This is a genomic window from Cellulomonas humilata (assembly GCF_013359775.1).
GTDB lineage: Bacteria > Actinomycetota > Actinomycetes > Actinomycetales > Cellulomonadaceae > Cellulomonas > Cellulomonas humilata.
In genome coordinates, this window is record NZ_JABMCI010000035.1 from 13,943 (window position 1) to 28,703 (window position 14,761).

The 14,761-nt window shown below is 69.4% G+C and carries 18 protein-coding genes and 1 pseudogene; 14 read left to right on the forward strand and 5 right to left on the reverse strand.

The annotated features are described in order from the left end of the window. Window positions 1-6: 6 nt before the first annotated feature. Together HP550_RS21880 and HP550_RS00905 are read right to left on the reverse strand one after the other, a co-directional pair. Window positions 7-273 (reverse strand): excalibur calcium-binding domain-containing protein, encoded by a 267-nt coding sequence (locus HP550_RS21880; RefSeq protein ID WP_210767502.1) that lies wholly within the window; start codon window positions 271-273, stop codon window positions 7-9. 156 nt (window positions 274-429) lie between these two features. Then, the gene (locus HP550_RS00905) at window positions 430-768 is read right to left on the reverse strand and encodes an excisionase family DNA-binding protein (RefSeq protein ID WP_210767503.1); all 339 of its coding nucleotides are present in this window, start codon (window positions 766-768) and stop codon (window positions 430-432) included. A gap of 255 nt (window positions 769-1,023) precedes the next feature. Here HP550_RS00905 and HP550_RS00910 point away from each other — a divergent pair, with 255 nt between their 5' ends. The 14 genes and pseudogenes from HP550_RS00910 to HP550_RS00970 all read left to right on the forward strand — a co-directional run bounded on the left by HP550_RS00910 (window position 1,024) and on the right by HP550_RS00970 (window position 12,700). Continuing rightward, the gene (locus tag HP550_RS00910) at window positions 1,024-1,881 is read left to right on the forward strand and encodes a hypothetical protein (RefSeq protein ID WP_175345721.1); all 858 of its coding nucleotides are present in this window, start codon (window positions 1,024-1,026) and stop codon (window positions 1,879-1,881) included. A gap of 432 nt (window positions 1,882-2,313) precedes the next feature. After that, complete coding sequence (locus HP550_RS21885) at window positions 2,314-2,673, forward strand: hypothetical protein (protein WP_210767504.1); 360 nt, start codon at window positions 2,314-2,316, stop codon at window positions 2,671-2,673. Then, window positions 2,667-3,554: a hypothetical protein gene (locus HP550_RS00920; RefSeq protein ID WP_175345723.1), complete on the forward strand. Its 888-nt coding sequence runs from the start codon at window positions 2,667-2,669 to the stop codon at window positions 3,552-3,554. Before HP550_RS21885 ends, HP550_RS00920 begins: the two co-directional genes overlap by 7 nt. Window positions 3,555-3,714: 160 nt before the next feature. Continuing rightward, window positions 3,715-3,948, forward strand: a pseudogene (locus tag HP550_RS23185) (SAF domain-containing protein); the annotation flags it as partial. Window positions 3,949-4,023: 75 nt separating this feature from the next. After that, entirely contained in the window at window positions 4,024-4,272 is a 249-nt protein-coding gene (locus tag HP550_RS22040; RefSeq protein WP_246280364.1) for a hypothetical protein, read from the forward strand. A gap of 161 nt (window positions 4,273-4,433) precedes the next feature. Beyond that, window positions 4,434-5,036, forward strand: a complete 603-nt coding sequence (locus HP550_RS00930) for a hypothetical protein (protein ID WP_175345725.1) — start codon at window positions 4,434-4,436, stop codon at window positions 5,034-5,036. Between the two features lie 299 nt (window positions 5,037-5,335). Beyond that, entirely contained in the window at window positions 5,336-6,490 is a 1,155-nt protein-coding gene (locus HP550_RS00935; RefSeq protein WP_210767505.1) for a TadA family conjugal transfer-associated ATPase, read from the forward strand. Further along, a complete protein-coding gene (locus tag HP550_RS00940; protein WP_175345726.1) occupies window positions 6,487-7,344 on the forward strand; it encodes a type II secretion system F family protein in 858 nt (285 codons plus the stop codon). The genes HP550_RS00935 and HP550_RS00940 overlap by 4 nt, the downstream gene beginning before the upstream one ends. Further along, a complete protein-coding gene (locus HP550_RS00945) occupies window positions 7,341-8,237 on the forward strand; it encodes a type II secretion system F family protein (RefSeq protein WP_175345727.1) in 897 nt (298 codons plus the stop codon). The genes HP550_RS00940 and HP550_RS00945 overlap by 4 nt, the downstream gene beginning before the upstream one ends. A gap of 24 nt (window positions 8,238-8,261) precedes the next feature. Continuing rightward, window positions 8,262-8,462: a hypothetical protein gene (locus HP550_RS00950; RefSeq protein WP_175345728.1), complete on the forward strand. Its 201-nt coding sequence runs from the start codon at window positions 8,262-8,264 to the stop codon at window positions 8,460-8,462. A 2-nt stretch (window positions 8,463-8,464) separates the two neighbouring features. Further along, window positions 8,465-8,857, forward strand: coding sequence for a TadE/TadG family type IV pilus assembly protein (locus HP550_RS00955; RefSeq protein WP_210767506.1), 393 nt, complete (start codon window positions 8,465-8,467; stop codon window positions 8,855-8,857). Then, complete coding sequence (locus HP550_RS00960; protein ID WP_175345729.1) at window positions 8,854-9,282, forward strand: TadE/TadG family type IV pilus assembly protein; 429 nt, start codon at window positions 8,854-8,856, stop codon at window positions 9,280-9,282. The genes HP550_RS00955 and HP550_RS00960 overlap by 4 nt, the downstream gene beginning before the upstream one ends. Window positions 9,283-9,344: 62 nt before the next feature. After that, complete coding sequence (locus HP550_RS00965) at window positions 9,345-9,734, forward strand: pilus assembly protein TadG-related protein (protein WP_210767507.1); 390 nt, start codon at window positions 9,345-9,347, stop codon at window positions 9,732-9,734. Further along, window positions 9,731-12,700 carry a LysM peptidoglycan-binding domain-containing protein gene (locus HP550_RS00970; RefSeq protein WP_175345731.1) on the forward strand — a complete coding sequence of 990 codons (2,970 nt, stop codon included), beginning with the start codon at window positions 9,731-9,733 and terminating at the stop codon, window positions 12,698-12,700. The genes HP550_RS00965 and HP550_RS00970 overlap by 4 nt, the downstream gene beginning before the upstream one ends. Window positions 12,701-13,674: 974 nt before the next feature. Here HP550_RS00970 and HP550_RS00975 read toward each other — a convergent pair. Genes HP550_RS00975 through HP550_RS00985 form a run of 3 tightly spaced genes read right to left on the reverse strand, consistent with a single transcriptional unit; the run spans window position 13,675 to window position 14,715 of the window. Next, window positions 13,675-14,007 carry a YnfA family protein gene (locus HP550_RS00975; protein WP_175345732.1) on the reverse strand — a complete coding sequence of 111 codons (333 nt, stop codon included), beginning with the start codon at window positions 14,005-14,007 and terminating at the stop codon, window positions 13,675-13,677. 22 nt (window positions 14,008-14,029) lie between these two features. Continuing rightward, window positions 14,030-14,368: a rhodanese-like domain-containing protein gene (locus HP550_RS00980; protein WP_175345733.1), complete on the reverse strand. Its 339-nt coding sequence runs from the start codon at window positions 14,366-14,368 to the stop codon at window positions 14,030-14,032. A gap of 44 nt (window positions 14,369-14,412) precedes the next feature. Next, entirely contained in the window at window positions 14,413-14,715 is a 303-nt protein-coding gene (locus HP550_RS00985) for a hypothetical protein (protein ID WP_175345734.1), read from the reverse strand. Between the last annotated feature and the right edge of the window lie 46 nt (window positions 14,716-14,761).

The window sequence follows — 14,761 nt, forward strand, 5'->3', positions numbered from 1 at the left end:
CCGCCCCTAGCTCTCGCAGACCACGCCGTCGCCGTCGCGGTCCTGGTACCAGTCGTACTCCGGGTCGACGCCCTGCGAGTAGTTCCCGTAACCGGCTGCGACCGCTTCCTTGCATGTCCCGAACTGCGGGTCGGCCGCCGGCACCGGAGGCACAACGGGCGCAGGCTCTTCGGCTGCAGGAGCCTCAGCCGGCAGCTCGACGACTGGGACCGGCTCGGCCTCGGCCGGCTGGGTCTGGATCGGCTCCGGCGCCGCGACGGTCTCCTCAACCACGGGGGCCGGGGTTGGCTCGTCGACAGGGCTTTCCTCGCATCCGGCGAGCAGCACTGCACACACCGCTAGCGCGAGACTCGCAGCCCTTGTCCTCATGGCTCTGCATCGCCACGGACGACCGCCGACTTGAGAGATTCGACCCGCGCCGCTGCGGGACTACCTATCCGTTCCGTCAGCGCGCCGTTGCGTGGAGGCGGTAGCGCCTGTACTGCTCGGTCTGGAATCTGCGCGGGTCCTAGCGACGAACGTCTCGAGTGCGTCGATTGGCACCTTGTGGAGTCGGCCGATATGGATGGACTCAACCTGGCCGGATCCAAGGAGCTCGTACATGAGGCTGCGGCCAACGCCGAGGCGCCTGGCGGCCTCGACGACCGTCAGCAGGATGCGGTCATCGGGCTCCATGCTCACGTTGATGACGTGCTCCTCCACGGTCGCCTTCCGACCGCGACGACTGCTCGCAGCAGCTACGCGGACGAGTTGCGTGGGTGCGGACATCTGCGGACCTCCTCGTTCGTGCTGGGATGCCAACGGTCCTCCCTTCCGATAGACCGCTTGATGACGGGCTGCCTGACCTCGGCACTTACTGCGCTCTACATCGCGATGACGCCGCAGTAACGGGTACGCCGCGCGGAAGCAGAGCTGCTGCGTCCGCTGACGCGACGGTGACGTCGCCACCCCGTCCGGGTCGTCATCGCCATGTCTATCGCTCGTGAGGAACGTCGCCGGTGATCCAGGACATCGGAGGCGATGATGACGGCCAACAAGAGCGATCCCGGCGAGCAGGCCGAGCCGGTTAGGCGAACGAAGGCGTGCCTCCTGCGCATGCTGGAGTCGATTGACCAAGAAGGGTGGGACGGTCCGACGGGGACGCAACTGCTGCAGTTCGTCCGTGTCGACCTCGCCCGTCCGCTCGCAATCGATGCCGGGCTGCGCGGGCTGGCCGCCTCTCAGGGCGAAGCGTCGGCGTGGCAGGCAGCGTGGATCGCGATGACGCGACCCGGGCTGCGCGACGCGAAGTCTCCATGGGGCGTCATCTGGCGCGCCGCCCAGCGCGCGGCACTGGGCGAGGTCCTGTCGGCGAGGTATGGAAAGGACGAGCGCCGCGCGTTGGAAGTCTGGGCCGCCCACGCCGACCGACGGACGCTCGCGCCGGTGAGTCTCGACTCTCTCAGGACAACCGGGTGGGACTCGACGGCCCTACTTTCGCCTGCGGAGTCGGTCGATCTAGACGACGTCATCGCATCGGCTGGACACGCCCTGGTCGACGTCGGTTGGTCGAAGCAGGATGCGGTGCGAATAGTCGCGGCCGTGACCGAGCTCCCCGACGCGGCCACGGATCCGCGTAGCGGAGCCCTTGGATGGCGAAGGATGGCGACCACGCTCGGCGTTCCTCCGTGGCAAGCCCGCCGGCTCTGCGTTGTTCTGCGGGGGACGACGTCGTGGCGCGGTTTGTTCGCCAGGATCATCACCGAGGGTCCCGGAGCTAGCCGCTCTCCGGCGATGCTCGCGGCCCTCCGGTCGACTCGCGTCCGCAACCATCGCTCGCCCGTCCTGGCTGCTGAACGTGCTGTTGCCACCCAGGCTCATCAACAGCACGCTCCACGCTGAAGTCTGTCCACAGATCACACGGTGACGGCACGCGTCTTGCTCCATATCGTGCATACCTGCATGTATGGGCGATGTCAGAGTCACGAAGTGCGCGCACAGAAGGGGGTGCGCAGTTGACTCGTCTGGGTGTCCAATGGGCGTTCCGACGCTGTCGTCGAGCGGTTCTCGCGTGAGCGGGCGCCGCACAGGGGCGGGTGTTTGCCGATGAGAAGTCGACAGATCACCAAGGGGGCCGCGACTGCCGCAGGGCTGATCGTCGTCGCGACCCTTCTCGGCGCGTGCACGGAGCCCGACCAGACTCAGACGCCCAAGCCGTCGAACTCCTCTGTCGCGCCGACCCTGACACCAAGTTCCACCCCGTCGGTCGACCCGACGATCGCTGCGGCGGAGGCCGCGATTCTCGAGGCGTACCAGGGCTACTGGGACGCGAAGGTGGCGGCGTTCGCCGATCCGACGAAGGACCCGGGTCCAGAGCTCGAGCAGTTCGCCGTCGACAAGGCATTCGCCGACGTAGCCTCAAGCGTCTTCACGTTCCGCGACTCAGCTATCCACGTCAACGGCCGACCGGTTCTGACGCCGACCGTCTCGAACATCGTCGTCGGGAGCGAAGGCACCGCCACGATCACCGATTGCGTCGACGGCACGAACTGGCAGCCCGTGTACACGTCGACTGGCGAGTCGGCCGCGGCGCCGGGTCAGGCACAGAAGCTGCTGACCACGTCGACCGCCTACTTCTACGTCGACCATTGGACGATCCGAACCTCCAACGTCGACCGGAGTGCGCCGTGCTGACGGCTCTCGTCGGTCTTGCCATCCTCGGCACCAGCGTCGGCGGGATGCCCGGCGGAGTGACCTGTGCACCCAACACGACGTTCTGCGTGATCGAAGTCCAGAACCCGGGTCAGCCCGGCACTCCGACCGACCCCGGCGGGGTGGGCAGTTCGGTCCGTCACTGCACTGTGTCGAGCACCGGCAGGGAGGTCCCGTGCCAGGGGCCACTGGGGTGGTTCAACGACGGCGACGACTGCTACTGGCGCAAGCTCGAGCACCAGCCGGCCGAGACCGACGTCATCTGGGGAGGGCGCTATCCGGAAGGCGCCATCTACGCGGTCTCGTGCGCCGCCACCCATCCAGGCGGGACCGACGGTTGGGTGTGGGCCCCAACCGAGCCGCCCGGTTACGGCAGCACGGCCGTCTCGCCCGCTCAGCTGGCGCAGGAGGCGGTAGCGCACCTCGGTCTGACCGGGCCGGCGATCCGGATGACGATCGAGGGCGACGAGATGGGCTTGGTCGGGGTTCCGTTGTGGTTGTGGACCGAGGTCGGTCCGACGACGTGGGGCCCGAACTCGGCGACCGCCTCGGTCCCGGGGTTGTCCGTGACGGCCACGGCGCAGGCCCGGCAGATCGTCTGGGACATGGGCGACGGACGTACTGAGACTTGCAAGAACGCTGGCACGCCGTACTACACGGGCGGAGTCACGTCGCCTACGTGCCAGCACATCTACGAGCAGTCCTCTGCCGGGCAGGCCCATGAGGCATTCCCGGTCACCGCAACGACGACGTGGGACGTGACGTGGACCGGCGGTGGCGCCTCGGGTGCACTGACGGTCACACGGCAGTCGACGGCGAGCGTGCGCATCGGCGAGATGCAGGTGCTCATCACCCAGGAGTAGTTACCGGCGGCGCGCCCGCCTGCAGGGGGAGGTTGCCATGACGGCAACGAGTGAGACGACCAAGCTCAATGGATCGCCGGCACGCGCCGAGCTGCGGGCTCCGAACGTTGCCCCTCCTCGGGGGAGGCGCCGTCCGGCGTTCGTGATCGCGGGTATCGCGATGGTGGTGATCGGTGCCCTCGCGGCCGTCTGGTTGGTCTCCAGTACGGGACACCGCACCGACGTGGTCGCACTGGCACGAGACGTTCCCTACGGGGCGACGATCACCGCCGACGACCTGACGACGACGGCCGTCTCAGTCGACTCGACCGTGCCAACTGTCCCTGCCAGTGAGGCTCGCGACGTCGTCGGTCAGATCGCCGGACGCGCGCTGTCGGAAGGGTCGCTCCTTGCTCGGTCAGACGTCACGTCGGACGGCATCGTGGGACCTGGGGAAGTACTGGTCCCGCTGCCACTGACGGTAGAACGGGTGCCAGCGGGCGGGCTGGCGGCGGGTGAGGACGTGCTGGTCGTCGATGCTCCACCTCAGGGCGCCGATCCGGTGGTCGGCACGCCCCAGTCGTTCCGGGCCACGGTCGCGCGGGTGGGAGTACCGGACATCAACGGCCTCATCGTGGCAGATCTGGTCGCCGACGCCGCGGACGGGCGGGCCCTCGCTACCCGGGCCGCGACCGGCCGGTTCGCCATCGTCGTGCTCCCCGCCGAGGAGTCGAAGTGAGCATGCTCGCGGTGTGCTCCGCGCACGGCGCACCTGGGGCAACGACTACGGCGCTCGCGATGGCGTGGTCGTGGCCACTCGCCCATCCCAGTCGCCGCGTTCTGCTCGTGGACGCGGATCCCGCCGGGTCGGGGCTGCTCACCGGACTTTTTCAGGCTGGAGTGGCACACACGGTGGGGATCCTCGCGATCGCCGCGCGACGGGCACCGGTGACCGCCGAGTACGTCGTCGAGTGCGCCGTGGCGCTCGACGCGAACTCCGCACGGATGGTCGTCCCCGGCATCGCCGAACCGCTGCAGGGCCGGCCACTGGCCGGCACCTGGAACGCGCTCCGAGAGGCAGCCCGCGAGCTCGGCCAGCTCGGCGTCGACGTGGTGGTCGACATCGGGCGGCTGGGTCACCGGTACGAGCCCACACCCATGATCGACGAGGCCGACCTCGTCGCCGTCGTCCTGCGCGGTGATCTCGCCTCAGTAGTGCCGGCCGCGGCAGCCGTGCGCGCGTTGCGCGCAGCTCGCTCGGGTCGAGTGGCTCCCGTGGCGCTCGTGATCGGTGGCGGCTACTCCCCCGCCGAGATCAGCGAAGCTCTTGACGTGTCGAGCACCCTGTCGGTGGCGCGCGACGATTGGGCAGCAACCGCCCTCAGTTCTGGCGTCGCCAGCGGGTGGCGCTTCGACCGCTCACCCCTGCTGCGCTCGGCGCGCAGCGTCGTCGAGCGCCTCTCGCAACTCGCACCAGACCCCCGGCCGGCGGTGCTCTCGTGACCGGCCTCGGCGAGTCCACCCGAGAGTGGGTTCCGCACACCCGGTCGAACGGGTTCGGCCCGTCGGGAATTCACCTGGGTACCGCCACCGGCCCTGTGCTGCCCGCACCCGATCTGGTGATCGTTCGGGAGGTACGCCGGGCTGTCGCGGATCGCCTGGCCGAACGCCTCCAGGCGCAGCACGTCGACTCCCCCGACGCCCGACGCGAGCTGGCCCGTTCCCTTGTCGCGGCGGAGTTGTCTGAGCGTGGACGGGAACGGGTGCGTCGCGGGGAAGACCCGTGGTCGATCGATCTGGAGATGGTCACCTCACGCGCTGTGATGGCCGCGCTCTTCGGGTTGGGCCGTCTCCAGCCGCTGATCGACGACCCGACCGTGGAGAACATCGAGGTCGACGGGCACGACAGCGTCTGGGTGTCCTACGCCGACGGCCGTGACGAACGCGTCCCGCCCGTCGCGGACTCAGACTCCGAGCTCATCGAGATCCTGCAGCTGCTCGCCGCCCGCACTGGCAACGCCGAGCGAACCTTCTCCTCTGCCCACCCGGCCCTGCATCTGCGACTCGAGGACGGGTCACGGCTCGCGGCGGTGGCGTGGACGACCCCGAAGCCCCATGTCGTGATCCGTCGCCACCGGGTCCGCGACATCGACCTCGACGACCTCATCGACCTGGGCACCCTCGACACCGTGCTCGCGCAGTTCCTGCGGGCGGCCGTCCGAGCGGGCAAGAACATCGTGGTCACCGGGTTGCAGAACGCGGGCAAGACGACCTTGATCCGCGCCTTGGCCAACGAGTTCGCCCCGATGGAGCGGTTCGCCACCATCGAGAAGGAGTACGAGCTCCACCTGCACGACCTCCCCGATCGCCACCCCCGCGTGGTCGCTCTGGAAGCGCGGGAAGGGTCCGCTGAGAAGGACACCGCCGGCCGGCGGGCAGGAGAGATCACCTTGTCGGATCTCGTCGTAGATGCGCTGCGGCTGAACCTGCGGCGAATCATCGTCGGCGAGGTCCGCGGCCCCGAGGTCCTGCCGATGCTCGAGGCGATGTCGACGGGGGACGGATCGCTGTGCACACTGCACTCACGCTCAGCCCAGCACGCCGTCGACCGGATAGTCACTCTGTGCCTGTCGGCGGGGGTCTCGATGACCGACGCATTCGCCTACCGGCTCCTGGCCGGGTCGGTCGACCTGTTCGTCCATATCGAGCTCGTCGACGAGACAGCGACAGGCGGGCGCCGACAGCGGTTCGTGTCTCAGGTCGTGGAGATCGCCGGCCTCGGTGAGGGCAACCGGCCGGCGACCACCACGGTGTTCGGCCCCGGCCCCGACGGGCGTGCAGTACCCCAGCATCGCGCGCAATGCCTCCCCGATCTGGCGCGGGCCGGGTTCGACCCGTCGCTGCTGGACTACCGAGCTGGCACGTGGGCAGACCTGCGGGACGGAGGACGGCGATGACCCCGATGCTCGCTGCCCTCATCGGCGCGCTCGTGGTCGGCGGCGTGCTCGTCGCGGCGATGGGGCTGCGTCGCTCGCAGCCCGCACAGCCGAAGCCCAAGCACCCTCGGAGCCGCCCCGTGGAGGGCTGGTGGGGACGGTGGCGGTGGCTGGTCGCCGCTGCAGCCGGACTGCTTGCCTGGGCGATCACCCGCTGGCCCGTGGCCGCCGTGATCGTGCTCGCGGCGGTCGTCGGTCTGCCCTACCTGCTTGGGTCGGCGAAGGTCGCGGCCCGAGCGATCGACCGGGTCGAGGCCATCGAAGAATGGACCCGGCGCCTCGCCGATGTGCTGGCCACAGGCGTTGGCCTCGAGCAGGGCCTTCTCGTCTCGGCCAGCACCTGCCCGCCACAACTGACCAAAGAAGTGGGTGCGTTGGTGGCGCGGATCTCCGCACGCTGGCCGACCGACCAGGCGCTGCGGGCGTTCGCCTCTGACCTGAACGACGCGGCTGGCGACTTCGTCGTCGCGTCCCTGCTGCTCGCGTCCCGGCGCCGAGGACCCGGGCTGAGCGGTGCGCTCACGGCTGTGGCTGGGTCCGTGGCTGATGAGGTGGGTGCGCGGCGCAAGGTCGAAGCCGAACGTGCGCGACCCCGTTCCACCGCCCGCCTGGTCACGCTCATCACGCTCGGCGTCGCCGGGTTGTTGATGCTGAACGGTTCCTTTCTGCAGCCCTACGGGGACGGGCTGGGCCAGCTCGTTCTCGCGGCGATCGCGGCCGCATTCGCCGGGTGCCTGCTGTGGGTTCGGGCGCTGACCCTGACCCCGCCGGTGCCCCGGTTCCTGACTGCGCCTGAATCCGGGGGCGCGTTATGACGGTGTGGGTTGTGCTGCTCGTCGGGGCGATGGTCGGCGCCGGACTCGTCGTCATCGCGGCCGGGCTCGCACCAGCCCGCCCCGACCTCGCAGCGGCGGTCGAGAGGCTTCTTCCCTCCGCGGGTGGGAGTCGCGCCAGCGACCCGACCCGCTTCGCGGGGCGGTGGGGCGCTGCCGGGCGAACGGTGCTGCCCCAGGCTGTGCAGACGTTCGGGCTGCGCCGCTACGCCGCCGACCTGCACATGCTTGCCCAGCAGCCCGAGGACCTCGCCGCCCGCAAGATCGGGTACGGACTCATCGGACTGCTCTTCCCGGCCATGCTGTCCGCACTCCCTCTTGCCGGCGGCACACAGCTGCCGCTCGCCGTTCCTGCTGTCGCGGGGCTGGCCCTGGGTGGCGTGCTCTTCATGCTCCCGGACCTCAACCTGCGTACCGAGGCAGCCGCGGCCCGGGCATCCATGCGCGCGGCAACATGCGTATTCCTCGAGTTGGTCGCGATGGAGCGCATCGCCGACGCCGGACCCACCGAAGCTCTCGACCGCGCAGCCGCCATCGGCGGATCCGCCGAGTTCGCTCGCATCCGCGACGCACTCCTGCGTGCCGAGCTGGCCGGCGAACCCTCCTGGACCGGACTGAACCACCTCGCTCAGACCACGGGCGTCACCGAGCTCGGCGACGTGGCCGACATCATGCGCATCGCCGGTCAGGACGGCGCCGCCGTCTACGCCACGCTCCGCGCCCGTGCCTCGTCACTGCGCACGCAGCTGCTCACCACCGCGACCGCGAAGGCCAACGCCGCCTCCGAACACATGGTTGTGCCCGTCTCCTTGCTCGGCCTGTGCTTCATGGCCCTGCTCGGCTACCCCGCCTTCGTGCGGATCCTTCTGAGCTGAACGCCCTGACGATCGGAGAACGACATGGACACCCTCGTGATGCTGACCTTCCTCAACGGCTACATCACCAGCGCCCGACACCGGATTCGCGACCACTCCGGCGGCGACGCCGGAGCGTCCACCCTCGAGCTCGTCATCATCATCCTGGGCCTGATCGCCGTCGCCGGGGTCCTCGTCGTTGCCGTCACCGCGGCAGTGCAGCGCCGCGTCGACCAGATCACCTGACCATGCGTGACCATCGGGACACCGGATCGGCCAGCATCGAACTGGTCATCCTCTTCCCAGCCCTTCTGTTGCTGATCACCGCGATGATCCAGTACGCCCTCTGGTTCCACGCCCGATCCCTCGCACTGGCCGCAGCCCAAGAGGGCGTCGCGATCGCTCGCTCCTACGGCGCTAGCCCCGAGGCAGGCCGGGAGACCGCGCTGGCGTTCATCCGTGACCACGGTGCCGACACCCTGACCGAGGCGACCGCGGTCGCGTCTATCCCTGGCCCCGAACACGTGCAGGTCGTCGTATCCGGGCGGTCATTGTCGGTGCTTCCTGGTGCAGCGGGGATCCGGGTGACGCAGTCGGCCGACGGCCCGCTGGAACGCTTCACCACGGCAGGCGCCCCATGAATTGGTCGTGGCTGCGTGCCGACGAGCGTGGATCGATCACCGTCGAGCTCGCGATCCTCACCCCGGTCCTGATCCTGTTGCTTGGTGCCCTCGTGCTCGCCGGGCGGATCCAGACCTCGGCGAGCAGTGTCGAGCAGGCGGCCAGGTCGGCCGCCCGCGACGCGTCACTCGCCCGCACCCCCGACGCGGCTCGGGCGGCGGCTGTCGCCGCGGCCGCCCGCGAGTTGGCGACGACGGCCTGTGCCGCAACCACTGTCGACGTGGACACCTCCGGTTTCTCGACCCGTATCGGTCAGGACGGAATCGTGACCGCGACCGTCAGCTGCACCGTGAGCATCGCCGACCTCGCGGTCCCCGGACTGCCCGGCGCACGCACGATCACCGCGCAGGCGACCTCACCACTGGACAGGTACCGCACCCGATGAACGCCCTCATCCACCGCCTACGAACACCCGCACCGACCGACCCGGAGTCGGGCTCGGTCACCGTGTTCGTCGCGATCAGCGTGCTCGGACTCCTTCTCCTGATCGGCCTCGTGGCAGACGGTGGCGCGAAGCTGCGCGCCACCCAACGCGCCGACTCGATCGCCGCCGAAGCCGCCCGCGCAGGCGGGCAAGCCCTCGACCTGCCCGGCGCCATCGCCGGATCCGGCGTGCGAGTGGACCGCAGCATCGCCGTCGCCGCCGCGACCACGTACCTACGCCAGAGCGGGCGGGACGGGACCGTGACGGTCAGTGACGACCGGACCCGCCTGGTCGTCACCGTCACCGCGACAGCCCCGACCGCGTTCCTCTCCCTCATCGGCATCACCAACCTGACCGTGACCGGGCACGCCGAAGCCTCACTCATCGAAGGCATCACCGGAGGTGGCACATGACCACAACCCGCACCCGCACCCACCGGGCCGCTGACCTGCTTCGCGCTCTGGGGGCTGCCGTCGTCCTGGTCCTCTTCGTCGTGGGCGCACCGATCGCGCTGATCGGCCTGGCACCGGTCCATCTGCCCGACGCCGTCCCGACCCTCGGCGAGCTCGGGGATGCCCTGACGTCTCCCGATGACGGATCGCTCCTCTTCGCGACGCTGGCCGTCATCGGCTGGGTCGCCTGGGCCGCGTTCACCCTCAGCGTCGTCATCGAAGTCGTCGCCGGTATGCGACGAATGACGGCGCCGTCGATCCCGCTGCTCGGGACGGCGCAACGTGCGGCGTCCGGGCTCCTGACCACCGCGGCGCTCCTCGTCACCCTCACGTCGACCACCGCCGGAGCATCACCCGCAGCAGCCGCGTCCTTCACCGTCGCCTCCGCGCAGCGGGCGGACGACGACGCCCCGATGACGAGCCGCACCCAGCAAGCAATGACGCCCCGCGTCACGCCCGACCTCGTTCAAGCCAATGACCCGGCGATGACGGACCACGCCACAACGCCACCAGCGGCCCCCCAACGCACGCCGTCCGTCACCGTGCAGCGCGGCGACACCCTGTGGGACCTCGCCGAGCGTCACCTCGGATCAGGAACCCGCTTCGCGGAGATCCGCGACCTCAACCTCGGACGACCCCAGGTGGACGGGCGCGCCCTGCAGGATGCCGACTGGATCTACCCGGGCTGGACCCTGCTCCTGCCCGCCGACGCCACCGGCACACCAGCACCCGACGCACCCACGACACCCGAACCATCCTCAACGACGGTCATCGTGCAACCCGGGGACTCCCTGTGGAGCATCGCAGGCCAGCACCTCGGTGACGGCGGACGCTTCACCGAACTCGCCGCCCTCAACCTCGGCCGAACCCAACCCGACGGGGCGACCATGACCGACCCGAACCTGATCCACGCCGGCTGGCACATCATCCTGCCCGGCGCCAGCAATGAGCCGAGCCTGACCGCCCCCGCCCCTTCGGCCGCGCCGTCACCGGCGCCGGCTCTCGTCGAGGATGTCGCGCCCTCTCCTAGCGAGTCGCTCACAGAGGTGACCCCGCAGCCCGGGCCTGAGCGAGAGGCGGCGGTCATACCTGTCCCGAAGACCGCCGAGCCGCGACCCTCCGGAGTGCACGCCGAGCGCAACACCAACCCCGCTTCGTACTTCGCCGGGTTCACCGCCCTCGCCGCGGCCGGCGTGATCGGCGAGATCACCCGCCGTCGGCACCTGCAACGCCGTGCCCGCCGCGTCGGCGAGTCGATACCGCTGCCCGAACCGGGGTCGCCCGAAGCGAGCACCGAAAGAGCACTGCGCTCGGCCCCAACCCCCGTCACCATCCCCCACATCCAGACCGCGCTGACCAACCTCGGATGCCGCTGCTACCAAGCAGAACGTGACCTGCCCCGCATGGGCGCGCTCACCCTCGACGAGCACACCGTGACCCTGCACCTGCTCGAGGACGACGCCGAGCCAGTCGCGCCGTTCACCACTCGCGGCGCGCGCACCTGGAGCGCCACCACGTCCGACATCGCAGCAGAAGCGCCGATCGAGGACAGCGAGCTGTGCGTCCCCTACCCCGCACTCGTCACCCTCGGGCACACCGAGGACGCCACCCTCATCCTCAACCTCGAAGCGGCCGGAACTCTGGCGATCGTGGGCGACCACGAGCAAGCCGAAGCCGTGCTGCGCGCCATGGTTGTGGAACTGGCGACGAGCGACCTCTCCGGCCAGCTTTGCGTTGAAGCCGACGAACGGTTCACCCAGCTCGCGGAGGCGTTCGACTTCGTCCGCCTGCACACCACCGACGACCCTGGTCCCGCGCGCTCTCGACACACCAGGCAGGTCGCCGACGTCATCGCCGACTCCGGGATCGACGACACCCTCCAGGCCCGCTCCGACCGCCTCCTCGAAGACACCTGGCTGCCCGTCATCTATGTCGAACACGAACCTAGGGCCTCGGCTCCCGCCACGCCTTGGTCCGCCACCATCCTCATCACCCGTGCACCTGTCGACGGAGCCTGGACGCTGGAACTCGATAGCCGTGGAACAGCAAGGCTGTCGCCACTCGGCATCAAGGTTCAGCCGCAACGGCTCGCGCCTGAGCAACTCGAGGTGATGCGCTCCCTACTCCTGACGTCTCTTCCTCCCTCGCTCGACGCGTCGCACCACCAGCAGCCCGATGCGACGGCCGACATCGCGGCGATGGCAGCGGTACGTCAGCCTGACGTCGTAGAGACGGACGGCGACACCGAACCGACGCTCCACATCAACGTGCTCGGCCCGATCCAGATAACCGGGCTCACCAATCCCCGTGCACCACTGAGTCCGCGCATGCAGGAGCTTCTCGTCTACCTCGCGCTGCGCGGACCAGCGTCCGGACCCGCACTAGACGAAGTGCTCTGGGCCGGAGCACGCGTGGCCCCCACGACACGCAACGCACTCATCTATCGGACGCGTGGTCGCGTCGGAGAGGACGTTCTACCTCGCCTCGAGGGCGAGTCAACATTTGCCCTGGGACCAGGAGCATCCACGGACTGGCTCCAGTTCCAGCGACGCCTGACCCGAGCACTCAATGGCCCGGATACCGAGCGCATCGACGCCCTCAGTTCAGCGCTCGAGCTCGTGCGCGACCGGCCGTTCCTCGGCATCGGCGGCGCCGACTACACCTGGGCTGATCACGACATCCAACAGATGATCTCCACCATCGCCGACGCCGCCCACGTCCTCGCCCGACTCCAGCTCGACGCCGGTCGACCCCGCGACGCTCTCCACACGGCGACTCTCGGACTCCTGGTCGAGCCCTACTCCGAGCAACTGCAGGACGACGCGATCAACGCCACGGAAGCCAGCGCCGGAGCGCAAGCAGCCCGGCACCTCCGTGAGCGCTTCAACGAACAACTAGTGCGCCTCGATCCTGAACTGTCCGCATAGCAGGGCTTGCTGCCGGAGCGGCGTCTCGCTGGGTTGCCGATTGCGGACGCCGCCCTGGCGGGTGGAGGTCTGGCGCGGCCACCACCCTCCCGGCCTCGGAGGTTTGCCGGTACGAGCGGCCTTCCCACTCGGAACCGGCGAAAGGGTCGCGCAAGCGCGCGGCACAACAATCCGACCGCTTCACCCACGGTCCACTCGATCCACGCCGCGCTGAGAACGACCGTCCGCGACCACCAGCTGCAGGACCGCACAAACCTCCAAGAGTGTGGATTCACGCTTACGGGGGTTCTTCGTCGCGGTGCGGCCTGCCAGCTCCGCAGCGCGCTACGGTCGAAAGAGGCACAACGTCGTGTCGAAGGCAACCGAGGAGTATCGCGATGCCGTACTACTGCGTAAATCGGAACGCCCAAAGCGGTACCGGGGACCACGAGGTGCACGACGTCAACTCGACAAAGGGGTGCCTACCCGACGTGGCTAGCAGGCTAGACCTCGGATTCCAGACGTCGTGTCGCGGGGCGGTTGTGGAGGCGAGGCGGCACTACGACGACGTCAATGGTTGCTACTGGTGCGCGAACGACTGCCACACAACTTAAGCAAGAGCGCTCGGGACGACCTAGATCACGTTGACGTCGCTGGACCGCTACGAGGCGATCGGCCAAACACCCCGAGTGTCCTCTGCCGCTGGGTCCAGAGCGGCGTCAGACGCAAACTGCTTCCACCCAGCGCGTGTGCGGCCTGCTCGGGTGCCGGTGAAACACATCCGGTGGTCCGTCCGGAGTCTTGACCCGACATAAGGGCAAGCCGGCGAGCATCTACGGGTCCACATTGCCCAGGAGCATCTTCGTCAGCGGGGTCCCGGCGCCGAAGAGAGCAGCGCCGAGAAGAGGTCAGCCCGGACTTCGGGGTTGCTCCATGCTTTGAGATTCACGATCCCAGTCTCCCGCCGCCCGCGCTTGCGGGCGCATCGCGCCGGATCAGGTGCGGGGTGCGTACATGATGACGGCGACGCCGAGCAGGCAGATGGCGGCGCCGATGACGTCCCAGCGGTCGGGCTGGAACTTGTCGACGGCCATTCCCCAGGCCAGCGAACCGGCCACGAAGATGCCCCCATATGCGGCCAGGATGCGCCCGAAGTTCGCGTCCGGCTGCAGAGTCGCGACGAACCCGTAGGCACCGAGCGCGACCACGCCGGCACCGATCCAGAGCACGCCGCGGTGCTCGCGCACGCCTTGCCAGATCAGCCAGGCGCCACCGATCTCGGCGACGGCTGCCACAGCGAACAGGAGCAGTGAGCGCAGCACGGTCATGGGAGCAGTCTCGCGCGCCGGGTCAGCTGGCGTCCGCGGTGCGCTCCACCGGCAGGCCCGCGGCGAACCAGTCCGCCTTCCCTCCGACGTAGACGCGGACGTCTGTGTAGCCGGCGCGGGTCAGCGCCGCGGCGGTCACCGTCGAGCGGCTGCACCCAGGCCCGGAGCAGTAGACGACCACGGTGCGGTGCAGGTCGGGGGCGATGCGGCCGGCGTCCCGGGCGGTGAGCTCGCCAGGGACGTTGACGGCGCCGGGCAAGTGCTCGGCGGCGTAGTGCGCGGCGGGCAAGGCCTCGAGGAGGGTGATGGTGCCCTCGCGCATCGCACGCACCAGCTCCTCGCGAGTGATGACGATGCTCATGGTCGGCCTCTCGGTGGGCTCGCGTGGGGTGCGGGTGGTGGCGGTCAGCAGCCGCCGCCGCACCCGCAGCCGGTGCCGCAACCGGTCGTCGCCGCCGCGGCCCGACGTCGGCGCACCCACATCGCGGCGCCGACCAGCACTGCGGCGACCGCGACCACGCCCAGGGCGACGGCCTCTCCGCCGGCAAGGAACGCCCCGACCCCTGCCGCGAGGCCGCCGGCGGCGATCAGCGGCAGGGAACACGCCACGGCACAGGCCACCGCGATGCCGATCCCGGCAAGGACGCCCTTCTTCGCCGGTGCCTTCGTGCTCGTCGCGTGGTGGTCGTGGATGGTCGGGGTGTTCATGGCTTCTCCTGGTGGTGTTCGAGCAGAGGGGATCCCGGCCGGAACC